The sequence below is a fragment of the Streptomyces sp. NPDC055189 genome (genome assembly GCF_053606765.1).
Window position 1 is genome coordinate 156,664 of record NZ_JBSGSG010000004.1, and the last position, 16,972, is coordinate 173,635.

Genomic DNA, 16,972 nt, shown 5'->3' on the forward strand with positions numbered 1-16,972 from the left:
AATATAACGGCCGGATTACGAAAACTACCGGTCTACAGGTAGTCGAGGCAGGATGGAGGCAACGTACGGAACGGACTTCAACGAGGAGGACCGCCATGGCGGGAACCAGGGGCCCCGGAGCCACGCAGGCCGACCGCGCGCGGGAGGCGGTCGTCCAGGCCGCGCTCGGCAAGCTGGACCTGGACGCGAAGACCCGGCTGCTCGGCGGGCGCGACATGTGGTCGCTGTACCCGCTGCCAGAGATCGGCCTGGCGTCCCTCGTGATGTCGGACGGCCCGATCGGCGTGCGCGGCACCCGCTGGACCGCCGACGACCCCTCCATCGCCCTGCCGTCCCCGACCGCGCTCGCCGCCACCTGGGACCAGGACCTGGCCCGCCGCGCGGGCGCCCTGCTCGCCCAGGAGGCCCGCCGCAAGGGCGTCCACGTCCTCCTCGCACCCACCGTCAACCTGCACCGCTCGCCCCGCGGCGGCCGGCACTTCGAGGCGTACAGCGAAGACCCGTATCTGACCGGCGTGATCGGCACCGGCTACGTCCAGGGCGTGCAGTCCGGTGGCGTCGGCACGACCGTCAAGCACTTCGTCGCGAACGACGCCGAGACCGACCGCTTCACCGTCGACAACAAGGTGGGCGCGCGCGCCCTGCGCGAGCTCTACCTCGCGCCCTTCGAAGCCATCGTCGCCAATGCCCACCCCTGGGGCATCATGACCGCGTACAACCAGGTCAACGGCTCGACGATGACCGAGCACCGTTACCTGGTCAACGAGGTTCTGCGCGGTGAATGGGGCTTCGACGGCTACAACGTCTCCGACTGGATGGCCGCCCGCTCGACCACCGGCGCCATCGAGGGCGGCCTAGACGTCGCCATGCCGGGCCCGCGGACCGTCTACGGCGAGGCGCTCGCGCAGGCGGTGCGCGGCGGGCAGGTCGAGGAGTCGACCGTCGACGAGGCCGTGCGCCGCGTCCTGCGGCTCGCGGCCCGCGTCGGCATCCTCGAAGGCGCCGAGCCCGTGGTCACCGACGTGCCCGCCGGGATCGACGGCGAGGCGCTCGCCCGCGAGATCGCCCGCCGCGCCTTCGTCCTCGTACGCAACGAGAACGAAGCCCTGCCGCTGAAGCCCACCGCCTCCCTCGCCCTCATCGGCGCCGCAGCGCGCGACGCCCGCGTCCTGGGCGGCGGCTCCGCCACCGTCTTCCCCGCCCACGTGGTCTCCCCGCTCGACGGCCTCACGGCGGCACTCGGCGACGACTTGCTGACCTACGCACTCGGCGCGGACCCGAGCGAAGAACTCGCCCCCGCCGACAAGGGATTCGAGCTGCGCGCCGTCTGCCGCGACGCGGACGGCAATGTCCTGGGCGAGGGCAATCTCCCCACCGGCCAGGTCCAGTGGATCGGCAACGACCTGCCCGAAGGCGTCACCCACGAGACGATGGCCGCCATCGAGGTCGTCGGCACGTTCACGCCGCGCGTGAGCGGCGAGCACTCCTTCGGCACCCGCGGCCTCGGCGCCTTCACGCTGAGCGTCGGCGGCGACGTAGTCTTCGACGGGTCCGAGGTGATGGGCCCGGAGTCCGATCCCTTCGAGGCGTTCTTCGGCTCACCGGTCGAGCGCGCCAAGGTGCGCCTGACCGAGGGCGAGACGGTCGAGGTCTCCCTCCTGCACCCGCTCGACAAGGAGTACGCGGCCCCGCTGCCCGGCGTCGTGTTCTCCTTCGTGCACCTGGAGCCGCAGCGCGACCCCGACGAGCTGATCGCGGAGGCGGTCGAGGCCGCGCGGGGGGCCGACACGGCGGTCGTGGTCGTCGCCACCACCGAGCGCGTCGAGTCCGAGGGCTTCGACCGCAAGGACCTGCGCCTCCCCGGCCGCCAGGACGACCTCGTCCGCGCGGTGGCCGAGGCCAATCCCCGTACGGTCGTGGTCGTCAACTCCGGCTCCCCGGTGGAGCTTCCGTGGCGCGAGGACGTCGCGGCGGTGCTGCTCGGCTGGTTCCCGGGCCAGGAGGGCGGCGCCGCGCTCGCCGACGTGCTGCTCGGCGCCGAGGAGCCCGGCGGGCGCCTCCCCACGACGTGGGGCGCCCTCGCGGACGCGCCGGTCACCGAGGTCACCCCGACCGACGGCGAACTCGCTTACGCCGAGGGTGTGTTCATCGGCTACCGCGCCTGGGAGAAGTCGGGCGCCATGCCCGCGTACGCCTTCGGCCACGGCCTGGGCTACACCGACTGGACCTACGAGTCCCTCGACGTGGACGGCACGACGGCCACGGTCCGCGTCCGCAACTCCGGCAGCCGCGCGGGACGAGAGGTCGTCCAGGTCTACCTCGCCCCCGCCGCGAACGACGGCCACCGCCCGGCCCGCTGGCTCGCGGGCTTCGCGGGCGTCGAGGCGGGGCCCGGCGAGAGCGCGGAAGTCCGGATCGAACTCCCGCGCCGCGCCTTCGAGACCTGGGACGAGGACAGCAACTCCTGGGCGTACCAGGGTGGTTCGTACGAGGTCCAGGCCGGCCGCTCGCTGACGGACCGCAGGCTGAGCGAGACGATCGCCGTCTGACCGACGCGGGCGTCCGCGCCGGACGAACTACCGGACCGAGAAGCCGTAGACCGTCTCCGACCTGTACACCTCACCCGGCCGCAGTACCGTGCTCGGAAACTCCGGCCGGTTGGGGGAGTCGGGGAAGTGCTGCGTCTCCAGGGCGACCCCGTCGCCGGGAGCGAACGGCAGCGGCTCCTCGAAGTGGTCCGCCGTGTACAGCTGGAGGCCCGGCTCCGTCGTCGCGACGGTCAGCACCCGCCCGGACGCCGGGTCGCCCAGCTCCGCCACCTCGACCGGCCGCTCGGTGACGCCCTTGTCGAGCACGTAGTTGTGGTCGATCCCGTCGCCGACCTTCCGGGCCGTCCGGAAGTCGAACCGCGTCCCGTCGACGTCCTCGTGCACCCCGGTGGGAATCTGCGTCCCGTCCGTCGGCGTCACGCGCGCCGCGTCGATCCGCAGCTCGTGCCCGCCCGTGCCGTTCCCGCTCCGGGCACCGGCGAGGTTCCAGTACGTGTGGTTGGTGAGGTTCACGACGGTCGGGGCGTCCGTCGTCGCCTCGTACGCGATCCGCAGCGAGCCCGCCTCGTCCAGGGAGTACGTAGTCGCCACCGCGAGCCGTCCGGGATAACCCTCCTCGCCGTCCGGGCTCACCCGGGTGAGGCGCACCCCGTGCTCGACCTCCGTGGCCTCCCACACCCGCTTGTCGAAGCCGGCCGTGCCGCCGTGCAGCGCGTTGGGGTCGTTGTTCCGCGCCAGGCGGTACGTCCGCCCGTCGAGCGTGAACTCGCCGCCCGCGATGCGGTTCGCGTAGCGGCCCACCAGCGCCCCGAAGTACGGTCCGGGGTGGTCGAGATAGCTCTGGAGGTCGTCGAAGCCGAGGGCCACCGTCTCGCGCCGTCCCGACCGGTCAGGAACTTCCGCCGACTGGATGATTCCGCCGTACGTCAGGACGCGTACCCGCACCCCGCCCCTTTCCAGGGTCCAGCGGTGGACGGAGGTGCCGTCGGGGAGCGTCCCGAAGAGTTCACTGCGCATGATCGTGACCCTACGCCGGGCCGGGGCGCCCGGGGCCTTCGGTATCAACTCCCGGGATTCTTGGCCTTCACCTGCCGGTAGGCCATCTCGGCCAGGCGCGACTGGCCGTTCTTGCTGGGGTGGAACCAGTCCCAGTGGCTCAACTGATCGCCGTCGAAGCGGTACTCGAAGACCGCGCCGCCGTCGTACCGGCAGCGCAGGTCCTTGGCGCACACATCCTTGAGCACCTTGTTGTACGCGACCACACGGCTCTGCACCGTGTCACGCCGCTCCGTCGCCGCCGCGTCCCGCGCGTCCGGATCGGCCAGCATCGAGGAGCAGATGCCCAGCTTCCAGATCTGCTTGCCCAGCGGGTTCGTGCGCCCCTGGGACCAGAGCCGCTTCAGGTCCGGCACCGAGCTGACGTACACCTGGGTCTTGGGAAGCTCGCGCCGCAGCGTGCGCATCGCCTTCTCGAAGTCGGCGCGGAACTCGGTGACCGGGGTCATGGAATCCGCCGAGGGGCGGCAGGCGTCGTTCGCGCCCGCCATCACCGTGAGCAGTTCGGGGCGGTTGACCACGGCCTGCTCGACCTGGCCGGGGAGATCCGCCATGCGCGCGCCGGTCTTGGCGTGGTTCCAGCTGTGGTCGGCGGCCCGCTCCTTGCCGAAAAGGCGCGTCGCGAGGCTGCGCACCTCGGAGTCGGTGCCGGTGGCCCAGGACGCCTCGGGGCAGTCGGCGAGCACCGAGCAGGCGTCGAAGCCGCGGGTGATGGAGTCACCGACGGCGGCCAGGGAGTCCGGGCTCGCGTTCCAGGTCGGAGTGGGCTTGGGGGACGGCTTCTGCGCCGACGGGCCCTTGGGTGCGGGGGAGTCGCCGCCGGCGGCGTCGCACGCGGTGAGTGCGGTGGCGCCGAGAAGAACCGCCGTGGCCATGGCGACGGCGGCGCGCGGGCGGTGGCTTCGATTCCGCATCCTCGGGTCCCCTCTGTTGCCGTAGGCCGATCCGCTCGTCGTAGGCCGACCGCGCCGTTTCGCCGCACCTGCGGGTGAATGGTGAGTGATTCCTGGCCTTGGGACCGACGGTACGTCACACTCCTTGCGCCGCCGCACGGTAGCCTCGCCACCCAGTGGCACCCAGCTCTTTCGGTTCCGCTAAATTACATCACGTCACATCTGTCCCGTTTTTGGGAGTTTCCCGGATTCGGGGCCGCAACGCTCGGCACGGGCGCGAGGCCGCTGGGGAAGGCGAACCTCGACCCACACTGGAGGTCCCGGTGACGACACGTGGAGTTCTGTACGTGCACTCCGCACCGCGCGCGCTGTGTCCGCACGTCGAATGGGCAGTCGCGGGCGTACTCGGCGCGCGCGTCAACCTCGACTGGATCAGACAGCCGGCGGCGCCCGGCAGCTGGAGATCGGAGTTCTCCTGGCGCGGCCCGGTGGGCACCGCGTCCAAACTCGCGTCCGCCCTGCGCGGCTGGCAGCTGCTGCGCTTCGAGGTCACCTCGGAGCCGTGTCCCACGGCCGAGGGCGAGCGGTACAGCGCCACGCCCGAACTCGGTATCTTCCACGCGGTCACCGGCATCCACGGTGACATCCTGATCCCCGAGGACCGTCTGCGCGCCGCCCTGGCCCGCTCCAAGGGCGGCGAGAGCGTTCTTGAGGACGAGCTCGCCAAGCTGCTCGGCAAGCCCTGGGACGACGAGCTGGAGCCCTTCCGGTACGCGGGAGAGGGCGCGCCGGTGCGCTGGCTGCACCAGGTCGTCTGAGGCATTTGCGGCCCGGACGCTTTTGTACGGCACGACGAAGGGCCCCCACCGTCTGGTGGGGGCCCTTCGTCACGTACAGCCGGTCGCTCAGACGCTCCGGAACGCGAGGACCACGTTGTGGCCGCCGAAGCCGAACGAGTCGTTCAGGGCCGCGATCCTGCCCTCGGGCAGTGCGCGGGCCTCGTCGCGGATGACGTCCGCGTCGACCTCGGGGTCGAGGTTCTCGATGTTGATCGTCGGCGGGGCGACGCGGTTCTTCAGCGCGAGCACCGTGGCCACGGTCTCCACGCCGCCCGCGCCACCGAGCAGGTGACCGGTCATCGACTTCGTGCTGGCGATCGCCATGTGGTCGACGTCGTCGCCGAAGGCCTTGCGCAGCGCCTTGATCTCGGCGACGTCACCCTGCGGCGTCGAGGTCGCGTGCGCGTTCACGTGCACGATCTCGGCGGGCTTGAGGTCGGTGGTGTCGATCAGGTTCTGCAGGGCCGCGGCGATGCCGTTGCCGGACGGCTCGGGCTGCGTGATGTGGTGCGCGTCGGCCGAGATGCCCTGGCCGACGGCCTCCGCGTAGATCTGGGCGCCGCGGGCCTTGGCGTGCTCCTCGGACTCCAGGACGATCACACCGGCGCCCTCGCCGAGCACGAAGCCGTTGCGGTCCGCGTCGTAGGGGCGCGAGGCGCCCTGCGGGTCGTCGTTGTTCTTGGACATCGCCATCATGTTGCCGAACGCGACGATCGGCAGCGGGTGGATCGCCGCCTCCGTGCCGCCCGCGACGACGACGTCGGCGCGGCCGGTGCGGATCATCTCGATCGCGTAGCCGATGGCCTCGGCGCCCGAGGCGCAGGCCGACACCGGGGTGTGGACGCCCGCGTGGGCGCCCAGCTCGATGCCGACGTTGGCCGCCGGGGAGTTGGGCATCAGCATCGGCACGGTGTGCGGGGAGACGCGGCGTACGCCCTTCTCCTTGAGCACGTCGTACTGGTCGAGCAGGGTGGTCACGCCGCCGATGCCGGAGGCGATGACCGCGCCGAGGCGGTGCGGGTCGACGGAGGTGTCCTCGCCGGCCTTCGCGGTGTAGCCCGCGTCGGCCCAGGCCTCCTTGGCCGCGATCAGCGCGAACTGCGCCGAACGGTCCAGCTTGCGGGCCTGCGGCCGGGGAATGACTTCGCCCGGCTCGACCGCGATCTGGCCCGCGATGCGGACCGGAAGCTCGGCCGCCCAGTCCTGTTCGAGAAGACTGACACCGGAACGGCCCGCGAGCAGACCCTCCCAGGTCGAGGCTGCGTCGCCACCCAGCGGTGTGGTTGCGCCGATACCGGTGACGACCACGGTGCGATTGGTCGGGTTCACAGGAAATTTCTCCACGGTGTTGAGGGGATCAGCGGCGCCACCGCCGGGTGGCGACAGCAGAGCAGCCTTGATCAGGCCGGTTGCTTCAGCAGAGAGGCCTGATCAGGCCTGGTTCTTGAGGATGTAGCTGGTCGCGTCGCCGACCGTCTTGAGGTTCTTGACGTCGTCGTCGGGGATCTTGACGTCGAAGCGCTCTTCGGCGGCGACGACGACCTCGACCATGGACAGCGAGTCGACGTCCAGGTCGTCGGTGAAGGACTTGTCCAGCTGGACGTCCTCGACCGGGATGCCGGCGATCTCGTTCACGATCTCGGCGAGACCGGCGACGATCTCTTCCTGAGTGGCGGCCATGTTGGCGCTCCTTCTATGTATCCAGAGGGTGTGGCGCCCGCCGCGGCAGCGGCAGGTTGGTTACAGCCGTACGGATCGGATGATCCGGACGTGATGCCTAGGGGAGGGTAACGACCGTGGCGGCGTACACGAGACCTGCCCCGAAGCCGATGACGAGCGCGGTGTCGCCGCTCTTCGCCTCGCCGGTCGCCAGAAGCCGCTCCATCGCGAGCGGGATCGAGGCTGCCGACGTGTTGCCGGTGGTGCGCACGTCACGGGCGACCGTGACGTGTTCCGGCAGTTTGAGAGTCTTCACCATCGAGTCGATGATCCGCTCGTTGGCCTGGTGCGGAATGAAGACATCCAGTTCGTCCGGGGTGATTCCGGCCGCGTCCAGTGCCTGTTGTGCGACCTTCGCCATCTCGAACACGGCCCAGCGGAAGACCGCCTGGCCCTCCTGCGTGATCGCGGGGAACTTGACGTTGCCCTCGCGGTCGAGCGGCAGCTTCGAGACGTCGCCGACGTGCAGGTCGTTCCACGCCACGGTCTGCTTGATCGTCTCGGACTTGTCGCCCTCCGAGCCCCAGACCGTCGGGCCGATGTGCGGCTCCTGCGAGGGGCCGACGATCACGGCGCCCGCGCCGTCACCGAACAGGAAGGCCGTCGCGCGGTCCTCGAGGTCGGTGAGGTCGCTCAGCCGCTCGACGCCGATGACCAGGACGTACTCGGCGGAACCATCGACGATCATGCCCTTGGCGAGCGTGAGGCCGTAGCCGAATCCCGCGCAGCCCGCGGAGATGTCGAAGGCGGCGGGCTTGCCCGCGCCGATCTTGTCCGCGATCTCGGTCGCGATGGCCGGGGTCTGCTTGAAGTGCGAGACGGTCGAGACGACGACCGCGCCGATCTGCTCCGGGGTGATGCCCGCGTCGGCGATCGCCTTGCCGGAGGCCTCGACGGACATCGCGGCCACGGTCTCCTCGTCGGAGGCCCAGTGGCGGGTCGCGATGCCGGAGCGGGAGCGGATCCACTCGTCGGACGAGTCGATCGTCTCGAGGATCACCTCGTTGGGCACGACACGAGTCGGGCGGTAGCCGCCGACACCCATGATGCGCGCGTACGGGGCGCCCTTACTGGGCTTGATCTTCGACATGCTCTCCTGGCTCCTTCTCAGGCACCCGCCGCGTCGGCGGCGGATGCGGTGTCGGCGATGAGCTCACGAGCGGCGTCGAGGTCGTCGGGTGTCTTGAGGGCCACCGTCCGCACGCCGGGCAGAGCGCGCTTGGCGAGACCGGTCAGCGTGCCACCGGGGCACAGCTCGATCATCGCCGTGGCGCCCAGATCCTTGAACGTCTCCATGCACAGGTCCCAGCGCACCGGGTTGGCCACCTGGCCCACCAGGCGGGACACGACCTCCGAACCGCTCGCCACGACCTGGCCGTCACGGTTCGATACGTACGCCAGCTTCGGGTCGGCCGGGTCGAGGGCCTTGGCGGCCTCCTCGAGCGTGGTGACCGCGGGAGCCATGTGGTGCGTGTGGAACGCACCCGCCACCTTCAACGGTACGACGCGGCGGACGCCCTCGGGCTTGTCCTCGGCGAGTGCGGCGATCTGCTCCGCGGTGCCCGCGGCGACGATCTGCCCGGCGCCGTTCACGTTCGCCGGCGTCAGGCCGAGCTTCTCCAGGTGCGGGACGGTGACCTCGGGGTCGCCGCCGAGCAGCGCCGCCATGCCGGTCTCCGTGACCGCCGCGGCGTCGGCCATGGCCAGACCGCGGGTACGGACGAGACGGAGCGCGGCGTCGTCACCGAGCACACCCGCGTACGCGGCCGCGGTGATCTCGCCGACGCTGTGCCCCGCGACCGCGCCGGGCTTGTTCGCGGCGAGGACGTCACTGAGTGCCCCGGCGGACAGCAGACCGGCGGCCACGAGCAGGGGCTGGGCCACGGCGGTGTCGCGGATGGCGTCCGCGTCGGCCTGCGTGCCGTAGTGGGCAAGGTCGAGCCCGATGGCGTCCGACCAGGCGGCGATGCGGTCTGCGGCACCGGGGAGGTCGAGCCAGGGGGTCAGGAAGCCGGGCGTCTGGGCGCCTTGGCCGGGAGCGACGAGTACGAGCACTCTCACACTCTCTCTTGTGGACGGTGGGAGCCGCCCGTGGGGACAGGGACGAAGAACGGCTGGGGGAATTGTAGAGGCCCGACAAAATCCTATGGTTGGAGATCTCCGTCGGCCAGACGCCCCAGGATCAGCGCGATCCGCAGAGTGAATGCGGAGCGCACATCGGAGGGTGACCAACCGGTGACGTCTGTCACACGTCGCAGCCGGTAGCGCACGGTGTTGGGGTGCACGAAGAGCATCCGGGCGGCACCTTCGAGGCTGCTGGCCTGTTCCAGATAGACGCTGAGCGTCTCCAGGAGCGCGGAGCCCGCTTCCTCCAATGGTCTGTAGATCTCCTCCACCAACTGCTCGCGAGCGGCTGGATCGCTCGCGATCGCGCGCTCCGGCAGGAGATCGTCCGCGAGGACGGGGCGCGGGGCGTCCTGCCAGGCGGCGCAGGCCTTGAGCCCGGCGGCCGCGGCTTGCGCGGACCGGGTGGCGGCGAGCAGGTCGGGGACGATGGGCCCGGCGACGACGGCCCCGGCCGCGTACGGGCCGATCAGGCTCTTGGCGACCTGCAGCGGATTGTCGCTGCCGCCCGCGATGACGACCAGACGGTCGCCGAGCACACCGGTCAGGACCTGCAGCTTGGCGTGGCGCGCGGCGCGGCGGATGGCCTCGACGGTGAGTTCGCTGTCGCCGTCGGGAGCGGTGCCCAGGACGACGCAGACATGTTCGGGGGAGTTCCAGCCGAGCGCGGCGGCCCTGCTCACGGCCCCCTCGTCGGCTTCCCCGGAGAGCACGGCGTTCACGACGAGCGACTCCAGGCGGGCGTCCCAGGCACCGCGTGCCTCGGCGGCCTGCGCGTAGACCTGCGCGGTGGCGAAGGCGATCTCGCGGGCATACACGAGGAGCGCCTCGCGCAGGATGGACTCGTCTCCCGGCGCCGCGATCTCGTCGACCGCGGACTCCATCACCTCGATCGTCGTACGCACCATCTCGACGGTCTGGCGCAGGGTGATCGCCCTGGTCAGCTCGCGCGGGGCGGTGCCGAAGACGTCGGTGGAGATGGCCTGGGGGGCGTCCGGGTGACGGAACCACTCGGTGAAGGCGGCGATGCCGGCCTGCGCCACCAGGCCGATCCAGGAGCGGTTCTCCGGGGGCATCGCCCGGTACCAGGACAGCGTCTCGTCCATGCGCGCGATGGCCTGCGCCGCGAGGCTGCCGGATGACTGCTCGAGGCGCTTCAGCGTGGCTGAGTGCGCGTGAGCCTTCCGGTGCGCGTCCTGGCGGGCGGCTTCCTCGTGGCGCGCGGCTTCCTCATGGGCTGCCTGATGGGCGTCCTGGCGGGCTTCGTTCGCAGAGGGTTCGGGCACGGGGACAAGACTGCCTTATCGGGACGGGGGTGTGCGGTGCCGGGTCTAACGTGGGGGGTGTGATTGATGTACGGCGCTCAGGCGACCGGTACCGCGGCGGGGAGCCCGGCGCCGGTATCGAGACCTTCCACGCCTTCTCCTTCGGGCCGCATTACGACCCGGACAACGTCCGCTTCGGCGCGGTCCTGGCCTGCAACGAAGAGCGTCTCGCGCCCGGCGCGGGCTTCGACGAACACCCGCACAGCCACACCGAGATCGTGACCTGGGTGGCGGAGGGCGAACTGACCCACCGCGACTCCGCCGGGCACGAATCGGTCGTGCGGCCCGGGGACGTGCAGCATCTGAGCGCGGCGGGCGGCGTCCGCCATGTGGAACGGAACGACGGCGCGAGCCCCTTGGTCTTCATCCAGATGTGGCTGTCCCCGCTTTCGCCGGGCGGCGATCCGTCCTACGAGGTGGTCCACGGCATCGCGGACTCCACTCCGTACGCGGTCCCGGCGGCGGGCGCCCTCCTCCACGTCCGCAGACTCGCCGCGGGCGAACGCACCGCGATCCCGGACGCGCCTTTCGCATACGTCCACGTGGTACGGGGCGAAGTCCGCCTGGGTCCCGAGAAGTTGCACTCCGGGGACGCGGCACGGATCACGAACGCAAAGAGCTTGGAGGCGGTGTCGGCTGCGGGGGGAGAGGCGGAGCTGCTGGTGTGGGAGATGGCCGGGGGGTGAGCCGGGAGTCCCGCAAGGCGCGAAGGGGCGGAACTCTTACAGCTCGGCAAGCACCGCATCGGTGAACGGAGGCCACGCCTCAGCCGCCCACGGCCCGAACGCCCGATCCGCCAGAGCGACACACGCCGCCCCCGCATCGGGATCGACCCACAGGAACGTCCCCGCCTGCCCGAAGTGCCCGAACGTCCGAGGCGAAGACGAACTCCCCGTCCAGTGCGGCGACTTGGAGTCCCGGATCTCGAACCCGAGCCCCCAGTCGTTGGGGCTCTGGTGCCCGTAACCGGGAAGCACACCCTTCAGCCCCGGATGCACCACGGACATCGCCTCCGCCACCGTCCGCGGATCGAGCAACCGCGGCGCCTGCACCTCGGCGGCGAACTTCACCAGGTCGTCGACGGTGGACACCCCGTCCTTGGCGGGCGACGCACCCCCGTCGAGCGAGGTGGCCCCCATCCCCAACGGCTCAAGCACGGCCTGCCGCAGATACTCCGCGAAGGGAATGTCCGTCGCCTTGGCGATGTGATCCCCGAGAACCTCGAACCCGGCGTTCGAGTACAGCCGCCGCGTACCGGCAGGCGCCATCACACGATGCTCGTCGAAGGCCAGACCACTGGTGTGCGCCAGCAGATGCCGCACCGTGGACCCCTCGGGCCCGGCGGGCTCATCGAGCTCGACGGCCCCCTCCTCGTACGCCACCAGCACCGCATACGCCGCCAGCGGTTTGGTGACCGAGGCGAGCGCGAAGCGGTGCCCGGTGGGTCCGTGCGTCCCGACGACCGTGCCGTCCGCGCGGACGACGGCGGCGGCAGCGGTGGGGACCGGCCAGTTCTCGATCAACGCCAGGCTCTGCATACGTACGAGACTAAGCGGCCTACAGGGTCAGCCGCATCGAGGGGTCGGGCTTGCGCACAAAGCCAAGCGAGGCGTACAACGGCTCCGCCTCCGCCGACGCATTGAGATCGACGCTCCCCGCACCCCGCTCCCGGAACCAGTCGAGGAGCACCTCCATGCAGGCCCGCGCATACCCGCGCCGCCGGTGATCCGGATCGGTGGCGACGCTGAAAACGTGACCGATGTGCCCCTGCGGATTGCCGGCCCGCCCGATGCGGTAATCCAGCGTCCCTACCACCAGCGCCGCCAGCTTTCCCGGCCGACCGGGCTGGTCGACGACGAAGGCGGCGAAGTCGCCCTCCGGCTCGGCCAGCTTGCTCCGCACCACAGAGAGGGACTCGGCATGCCACCCGGTGTCGGACTCCCCGGCGCCGGCCGGGCGGGTGGCGAAGACCGAGTCGATCATCACCTGCCGCAGCCTCAACAGCTCCCGTGCGTCCTCCGGCGTGGCGCGACGTACAACACTCATGATCGGCACCGTAGCCACCACCCGCAGCGGCGTCCTCCGAATTTCGGAGAATTTGTTTCCGTCACATATTTCCTCCCGGTTCTGCTTGCTTGGAGCGCACTCCAAGGTTCTAGCGTGGTGGTCATGACGGTGATGGAGACCGAGACCACCCGCACCAAGAGCCCCGCGCGGGGCGTGACCGAGGCGACCCCCGGTTCCGCCGACAGCACCGACAGCGCCGATGGCACCGGTACCGAGGCGGACAGCAAGGCCGGCAGTTGCGCCTCTGCCCCCTCCGCGCACCCCCGCCCCAACGGGCAGGACCGCTACACGATCAGCGAGGTCGTCGCCTTCATCGGCCTGACCGCACACACCCTGCGCTGGTACGAGCGAATCGGCCTGATGCCCCACATCGACCGCTCCCACACGGGCCAGCGCCGCTACCGCAACCGCGATCTGGACTGGCTCACCTTCGTCGGCAAGCTCCGCCTGACCGGCATGCCGGTGGCGGACATGGTCCGCTACGCCGAGCTGGTGCGCGAAGGTGATCACACCTTCACCGAGCGCCAGGAGCTCCTCGAACAGACCCGCCGCGACGTCCGCACCCGCATCACGGAGCTCCAGGACACACTCGCCGTCCTCGACTACAAGATCAACTTTTACGCTGACGCCCGCCCGGCGTCGGAGAGGCTCTGAAACTGATGACCGCCAAGACGCCCGACACCCCCAGCACCCCTGACACTCCCGAGCCGGCTGCGACGACCGGCGCGACCGGCACCACCGGTGCGACCGGGACCGCGGGCAAGGCCTCCGGCCCGATCGCGAAGGTGCAGCTCGGGACGGGCGGCCCCGAAGTCGGTGTCCAGGGACTCGGCTGCATGGGCATGAGCTTCGCGTACGGCCCCACCGACGCGCAGGAGGCCCGAGCGACCCTGGAGCGCGCCCTCGAACTGGGCGTCACCCTCTACGACACCGCCGACGCCTACGCCGCCGGTGAGAACGAGAGGTTCCTCTCCCCCTTCTTCAAGGCGCACCGCGACGAGGTGGTCATCGCCACCAAGTTCGCCCTGGCCATCGACCCGAACGACTCGACCAAGCGCATCATCAACAACGACCCCTCCTATATTCGCGCCTGCATCGACGCCAGCCTCCAGCGCCTCGGCGTCGACGTCATCGACCTCTACTACATGCACCGCCGCAACCCGCAGGTGCCGATCGAGGAAACGGTCGGCGTGATGGCCGAGCTGGTCGCCGAGGGCAAGGTCAAGCACCTCGGCCTCAGCGAGGTCACCGGCCCCGAACTCCGTGCCGCCCACGCCGTCCACCCCATCGCCGCCCTCCAGTCGGAGTGGTCGCTGTTCAGCCGGGACATCGAGCAGGGCGTGGTCCCCGTCGCCGCCGAACTCGGCGTCGCCCTCGTCCCCTACTCTCCGCTCGGCCGCGGCTTCCTCACCGGCTCGTTCGTCAGCGCCGAGAAGGAGCTCAGCGAGGGCGACTTCCGCCGCCAGCAGCCTCGCTTCACCGGCGACAACGCCGCCGCCAACGCGGCCCTCCTCGAACCCGTCCGCACCGTCGCCGCCGCTCACGACGCGAGCCTCGGCCAGGTCGCCCTCGCCTGGGTCCAGCAGCAGGCCCGTGCCCACGGACTGGCCGTCGTCCCGATCCCCGGCACCCGCAAGCGCACCCGCGTCGAGGAGAACGTCGCGGCCACCCGCCTCGAACTCACCTCCTCCGAACTCGCCCTGCTGAACCCCATCGCCGCCCAGGTCGCAGGCGACCGCTACGCCGACATGACCTTCACTTCGGCCGGCCGCGAGTAACGAGCACCGGACCCCGCCGGGTGGGAACCACGCAGCCACGCCCTCACCCGGCGAGGCTCCCGGGCCCCACTCGATGGGGCCCCACCCGTCGGGGCCCACCCGCCGGGCCCCACCCGACGGGGCCCCAAGCAGCCCTCTGCTCACGCCAGCCCCAGCGCGAAGACCGCGAACCCGGCCGCCAGGAGCCCGGCGAGTGCCCGTCGCGCATGCGTGGCCCGTTTCCACGGTGCCTCGAAGCCGCGGGCGTACCGGCTTATCAGGAGCAGGAGCGCCCCGAAGACCGGAAGCCAGGCGGTCCGGGCGGCTATCCAGCCCCAGGTGTCCGGACCCGCCGTCAGCCCCGGCACCGTGCCGCCGAGGAACGAGGCAGGCACGGCCGCCGTGAGCATCGCTGTCTGATGCCAGCACAGGATCGTCATCGCCGACAGGTTGATCACGACGACCGGCGCCCACAGAGCGGGCCTGCGCAGCAACTTGCCGATTCGCTCGCGCAATAGGATCGCCGCACCGCTCTGCGCGGCGGCCAGCGCCAGGACCAGCAGTGACGGGGGATGCGAATTCGTCCGGGCCTCGCCCGGAACGCCCACCATCGACGCCGGATAGTGGAAGACGAGCAGCAGAGCCGCGAAGAGGGCCGTCCCTCCGGCGAGCAGCAGCCACGCACCGCGCCTGCCCAGCTTCTTCTCGTGCCAGCTGACACCCAGTTGATAGGCGAACAGCCAGCCGGGCAGCAGATTCAGCAGGCTGAGCCAGGACGGCACGGCGTCCGAGAATGGGCCGTAGCGCAGGAAGTCGACTACGGCTACCGAGCCGAGCAAGGGCACCGCGGCCCGGGCACCGAGCCGCTCGGCCGCCTTTATGCACCACGGGGTGAGCGCGGTGACGACCGCATAGATCCCGACGAACCACAGCGGCTGTATCACCAGCGTGGACCCCGTGCGCAGCGTCGTGCCCGGCACTCCCGTCGCGTAGAGGACCGGGATCAGCGCGGCCCAGACGGCCGTCACCCCGAGGACGGGGCGGCCCAGACGCGCCACCCGCCCGCGCAGCCAACGTCCCGTGGACTCACCGCGCGCCACCGCCCGGCGATACGACAGGGCGGAGGCATAGCCGCCGACCAGGAAGAAGATCCCGAGCATCTGCAGCATCCAGCTGAGCGGCGCGAAGAAGCCGAACGAAGCCAGCGGGCTGGCATTGTGCAGCGCGCTGCCCGTGTCGAGCGTGAATCCTCCCAGCAGCCAGTGCCCGGTCGGCACGGCGAGCAGGGCGAGCGCTCGCAGCCCGTCCATGGCCCGGTCGCGGTGAGCCGGCGTCTTGGCGTCGATCTCCGACACCGTCCTGCGCAGGGTGGTCAGTGGGGTGAGACTCATGGCTGCTGCTTTCCGACGGGGCGGGCATCGGCGGCTGGTGCGGTGCCGTCGGTGTCGTCCTTGCCGTCGTGGGGTGTGGCGGGGGAAGCGGTCTTCGCGATGGCGGCGAAGGCCCGGAGGGAATCCGTCCCGGGGGCGAAGTAGCCGGTGTGGCCCTCGGCTCGCTCCGCGGGGATGTGCCGGGCACCGAATCCGGGGTCGGCCGGGTCCTCGCCGTGGCCGAGGCCGAACAGCTCGACGTTCGGCACGTCACCGATCCAGTCGCTGTCGTCCTTGGCCGCCCAGACGCGGGCGGAGGTGTGCAGATCGGCCACGCTGTCCGCACGCATGCCGGGGGAGCCGAGCACCACCAGGTCGGAGGCCGTCAGTTGTGGAGCTGCCAGGCCGCACACCACCGAGCCGTAGCTGTGGCAGAACACGGCGGGGTGTGGCGCACCGGATGCCGTCAGGCCCTGCACGAACCGTGCGAGCCGGGGCGCGCCGGCCGCTGCGAGGCGCCCCGTCGCGGCGTCGGGGCCGAGACCGACCGGAGTGGTGTACCCGACCCAGGCGACGACGGCGGTGTCGTTGCCCGTCGCGGCACGCAGGGAGCGGGCCATCCCGGCCGGCGTGCCGTACTCGTCCTTCGAGCGGTCGAAGGTGGTCAGATCCATGTCGGAGCCCGGCACGATCACGGATACGTGTTCCGCGCCTGCCAAGTCTCCGTAGACCTCGGCCACTTGACCCCTGCCACGCGGGTCGAAGGCGAGTATCTGCCGACCGGGGTCCAGGAGCTCCGCATAACGCGCGGCGAGAGACCGGGCCTGCTCGTGGTCCTGCGAGGTGAGGGCCGGATCGCTCTCACGGGCCTGCTCACGGGCGCGCGCGGCTTTCAGGGAGAGGGCGTTCGCCTCGTACCGCAGAGAGGTCGGGGCGCCGTCCAGATTGCCGACGACCGAGGGGTGCCGCTTGGCCAGCCGCTGCTGATCGGCCTCGCTCAACGAGTCGAAGAACGCGGCGACCCGGGCGGGGGTCGTGGCGGCCGGATCCGGCAGGCGCACCCCCCACGTATGATCCGCGCGCCAGGCTTGTGTGCCCGGTGGCGGGCCCGTGACCGGCTGTTGTTCGTTGCCGACGGCCCAGCCGGTCGTACCGGCCACGATCGTTGTCGTGAGCGCTGCGGCGATCAGCGTCCGCTTGCTGCGGTTCTTCCAGGTCCTGCGGGCTTTCCAAGAACGAAGGCGCATGGCCCGTCTCCCTCCCCAATTCGTCG

General features: G+C 70.9%; 16 protein-coding genes. 5 read left to right on the forward strand and 11 right to left on the reverse strand.

All coding sequences use genetic code 11. From position 1 onward, the window contains the following. Positions 1–95 precede the first annotated feature (95 nt). On the forward strand, positions 96–2,549 hold the full coding sequence (locus tag ACWFR3_RS05060; protein WP_453733159.1) for a beta-glucosidase: 2,454 nt from the start codon (positions 96–98) through the stop codon (positions 2,547–2,549). A gap of 27 nt (positions 2,550–2,576) precedes the next feature. On the opposite strand, the gene ACWFR3_RS05065 is transcribed toward ACWFR3_RS05060, so the two are convergent. Next, positions 2,577–3,566, reverse strand: coding sequence for an aldose epimerase family protein (locus ACWFR3_RS05065; RefSeq protein ID WP_453733160.1), 990 nt, complete (start codon positions 3,564–3,566; stop codon positions 2,577–2,579). Between the two features lie 44 nt (positions 3,567–3,610). Then, positions 3,611–4,519 (reverse strand): SGNH/GDSL hydrolase family protein, encoded by a 909-nt coding sequence (locus tag ACWFR3_RS05070; protein ID WP_453733161.1) that lies wholly within the window; start codon positions 4,517–4,519, stop codon positions 3,611–3,613. A 302-nt stretch (positions 4,520–4,821) separates the two neighbouring features. Here ACWFR3_RS05070 and ACWFR3_RS05075 point away from each other — a divergent pair, with 302 nt between their 5' ends. Next, positions 4,822–5,316, forward strand: a complete 495-nt coding sequence (locus ACWFR3_RS05075) for a DUF3145 domain-containing protein (protein ID WP_453733162.1) — start codon at positions 4,822–4,824, stop codon at positions 5,314–5,316. Positions 5,317–5,403: 87 nt separating this feature from the next. Here ACWFR3_RS05075 and fabF read toward each other — a convergent pair whose 3' ends face one another. The 5 genes from fabF to fasR form a co-directional block, all read right to left on the reverse strand. Further along, positions 5,404–6,666, reverse strand: coding sequence for a beta-ketoacyl-ACP synthase II (gene fabF, locus ACWFR3_RS05080; RefSeq protein WP_453733163.1), 1,263 nt, complete (start codon positions 6,664–6,666; stop codon positions 5,404–5,406). Between the two features lie 102 nt (positions 6,667–6,768). After that, positions 6,769–7,017, reverse strand: coding sequence for an acyl carrier protein (locus ACWFR3_RS05085; protein ID WP_453733164.1), 249 nt, complete (start codon positions 7,015–7,017; stop codon positions 6,769–6,771). A 97-nt stretch (positions 7,018–7,114) separates the two neighbouring features. Then, positions 7,115–8,146, reverse strand: a complete 1,032-nt coding sequence (locus ACWFR3_RS05090) for a beta-ketoacyl-ACP synthase 3 (protein WP_453733165.1) — start codon at positions 8,144–8,146, stop codon at positions 7,115–7,117. A gap of 17 nt (positions 8,147–8,163) precedes the next feature. Next, positions 8,164–9,111, reverse strand: coding sequence for an ACP S-malonyltransferase (locus ACWFR3_RS05095; protein WP_453733166.1), 948 nt, complete (start codon positions 9,109–9,111; stop codon positions 8,164–8,166). 89 nt (positions 9,112–9,200) lie between these two features. Beyond that, a complete protein-coding gene (fasR, locus tag ACWFR3_RS05100; protein WP_453733222.1) occupies positions 9,201–10,340 on the reverse strand; it encodes a fatty acid biosynthesis transcriptional regulator FasR in 1,140 nt (379 codons plus the stop codon). 185 nt (positions 10,341–10,525) lie between these two features. Here fasR and ACWFR3_RS05105 point away from each other — a divergent pair, with 185 nt between their 5' ends. Next, positions 10,526–11,191: a pirin family protein gene (locus ACWFR3_RS05105; RefSeq protein ID WP_453733167.1), complete on the forward strand. Its 666-nt coding sequence runs from the start codon at positions 10,526–10,528 to the stop codon at positions 11,189–11,191. 36 nt (positions 11,192–11,227) lie between these two features. Here ACWFR3_RS05105 and ACWFR3_RS05110 read toward each other — a convergent pair whose 3' ends face one another. Next, positions 11,228–12,043 (reverse strand): serine hydrolase domain-containing protein, encoded by an 816-nt coding sequence (locus ACWFR3_RS05110; RefSeq protein WP_453733168.1) that lies wholly within the window; start codon positions 12,041–12,043, stop codon positions 11,228–11,230. Positions 12,044–12,062: 19 nt separating this feature from the next. Next, positions 12,063–12,551 carry a GNAT family N-acetyltransferase gene (locus ACWFR3_RS05115; RefSeq protein ID WP_453733169.1) on the reverse strand — a complete coding sequence of 163 codons (489 nt, stop codon included), beginning with the start codon at positions 12,549–12,551 and terminating at the stop codon, positions 12,063–12,065. Between the two features lie 123 nt (positions 12,552–12,674). Here ACWFR3_RS05115 and ACWFR3_RS05120 point away from each other — a divergent pair, with 123 nt between their 5' ends. Both ACWFR3_RS05120 and ACWFR3_RS05125 read left to right on the forward strand, forming a co-directional pair. Then, on the forward strand, positions 12,675–13,226 hold the full coding sequence (locus ACWFR3_RS05120; protein ID WP_453733170.1) for a MerR family transcriptional regulator: 552 nt from the start codon (positions 12,675–12,677) through the stop codon (positions 13,224–13,226). A gap of 182 nt (positions 13,227–13,408) precedes the next feature. Next, positions 13,409–14,350: an aldo/keto reductase gene (locus ACWFR3_RS05125; RefSeq protein ID WP_453733223.1), complete on the forward strand. Its 942-nt coding sequence runs from the start codon at positions 13,409–13,411 to the stop codon at positions 14,348–14,350. Between the two features lie 140 nt (positions 14,351–14,490). On the opposite strand, the gene ACWFR3_RS05130 is transcribed toward ACWFR3_RS05125, so the two are convergent. Both ACWFR3_RS05130 and ACWFR3_RS05135 read right to left on the reverse strand, forming a co-directional pair. Next, positions 14,491–15,720, reverse strand: a complete 1,230-nt coding sequence (locus ACWFR3_RS05130) for an acyltransferase family protein (RefSeq protein ID WP_453733171.1) — start codon at positions 15,718–15,720, stop codon at positions 14,491–14,493. Continuing rightward, positions 15,717–16,946: an alpha/beta hydrolase gene (locus ACWFR3_RS05135; protein WP_453733172.1), complete on the reverse strand. Its 1,230-nt coding sequence runs from the start codon at positions 16,944–16,946 to the stop codon at positions 15,717–15,719. The genes ACWFR3_RS05130 and ACWFR3_RS05135 overlap by 4 nt, the downstream gene beginning before the upstream one ends. Positions 16,947–16,972 lie beyond the last annotated feature (26 nt).

What these genes read in the sequence shown, in the direction of transcription:
- ACWFR3_RS05060 (WP_453733159.1), top strand. Translation starts at nt 96, where the DNA reads ATGGCGGGAACCAGGGGCCCCGGAGCCACGCAGGCCGACCGCGCGCGG.
- ACWFR3_RS05065 (WP_453733160.1), bottom strand. Translation starts at nt 3,566, where the DNA reads ATGCGCAGTGAACTCTTCGGGACGCTCCCCGACGGCACCTCCGTCCAC.
- ACWFR3_RS05070 (WP_453733161.1), bottom strand. Translation starts at nt 4,519, where the DNA reads ATGCGGAATCGAAGCCACCGCCCGCGCGCCGCCGTCGCCATGGCCACG.
- ACWFR3_RS05085 (WP_453733164.1), bottom strand. Translation starts at nt 7,017, where the DNA reads ATGGCCGCCACTCAGGAAGAGATCGTCGCCGGTCTCGCCGAGATCGTG.
- ACWFR3_RS05090 (WP_453733165.1), bottom strand. Translation starts at nt 8,146, where the DNA reads ATGTCGAAGATCAAGCCCAGTAAGGGCGCCCCGTACGCGCGCATCATG.
- ACWFR3_RS05110 (WP_453733168.1), bottom strand. Translation starts at nt 12,043, where the DNA reads ATGCAGAGCCTGGCGTTGATCGAGAACTGGCCGGTCCCCACCGCTGCC.
- ACWFR3_RS05115 (WP_453733169.1), bottom strand. Translation starts at nt 12,551, where the DNA reads ATGAGTGTTGTACGTCGCGCCACGCCGGAGGACGCACGGGAGCTGTTG.
- ACWFR3_RS05120 (WP_453733170.1), top strand. Translation starts at nt 12,675, where the DNA reads ATGACGGTGATGGAGACCGAGACCACCCGCACCAAGAGCCCCGCGCGG.
- ACWFR3_RS05125 (WP_453733223.1), top strand. Translation starts at nt 13,409, where the DNA reads ATGGGCATGAGCTTCGCGTACGGCCCCACCGACGCGCAGGAGGCCCGA.
- ACWFR3_RS05130 (WP_453733171.1), bottom strand. Translation starts at nt 15,720, where the DNA reads ATGAGTCTCACCCCACTGACCACCCTGCGCAGGACGGTGTCGGAGATC.
- ACWFR3_RS05135 (WP_453733172.1), bottom strand. Translation starts at nt 16,946, where the DNA reads ATGCGCCTTCGTTCTTGGAAAGCCCGCAGGACCTGGAAGAACCGCAGC.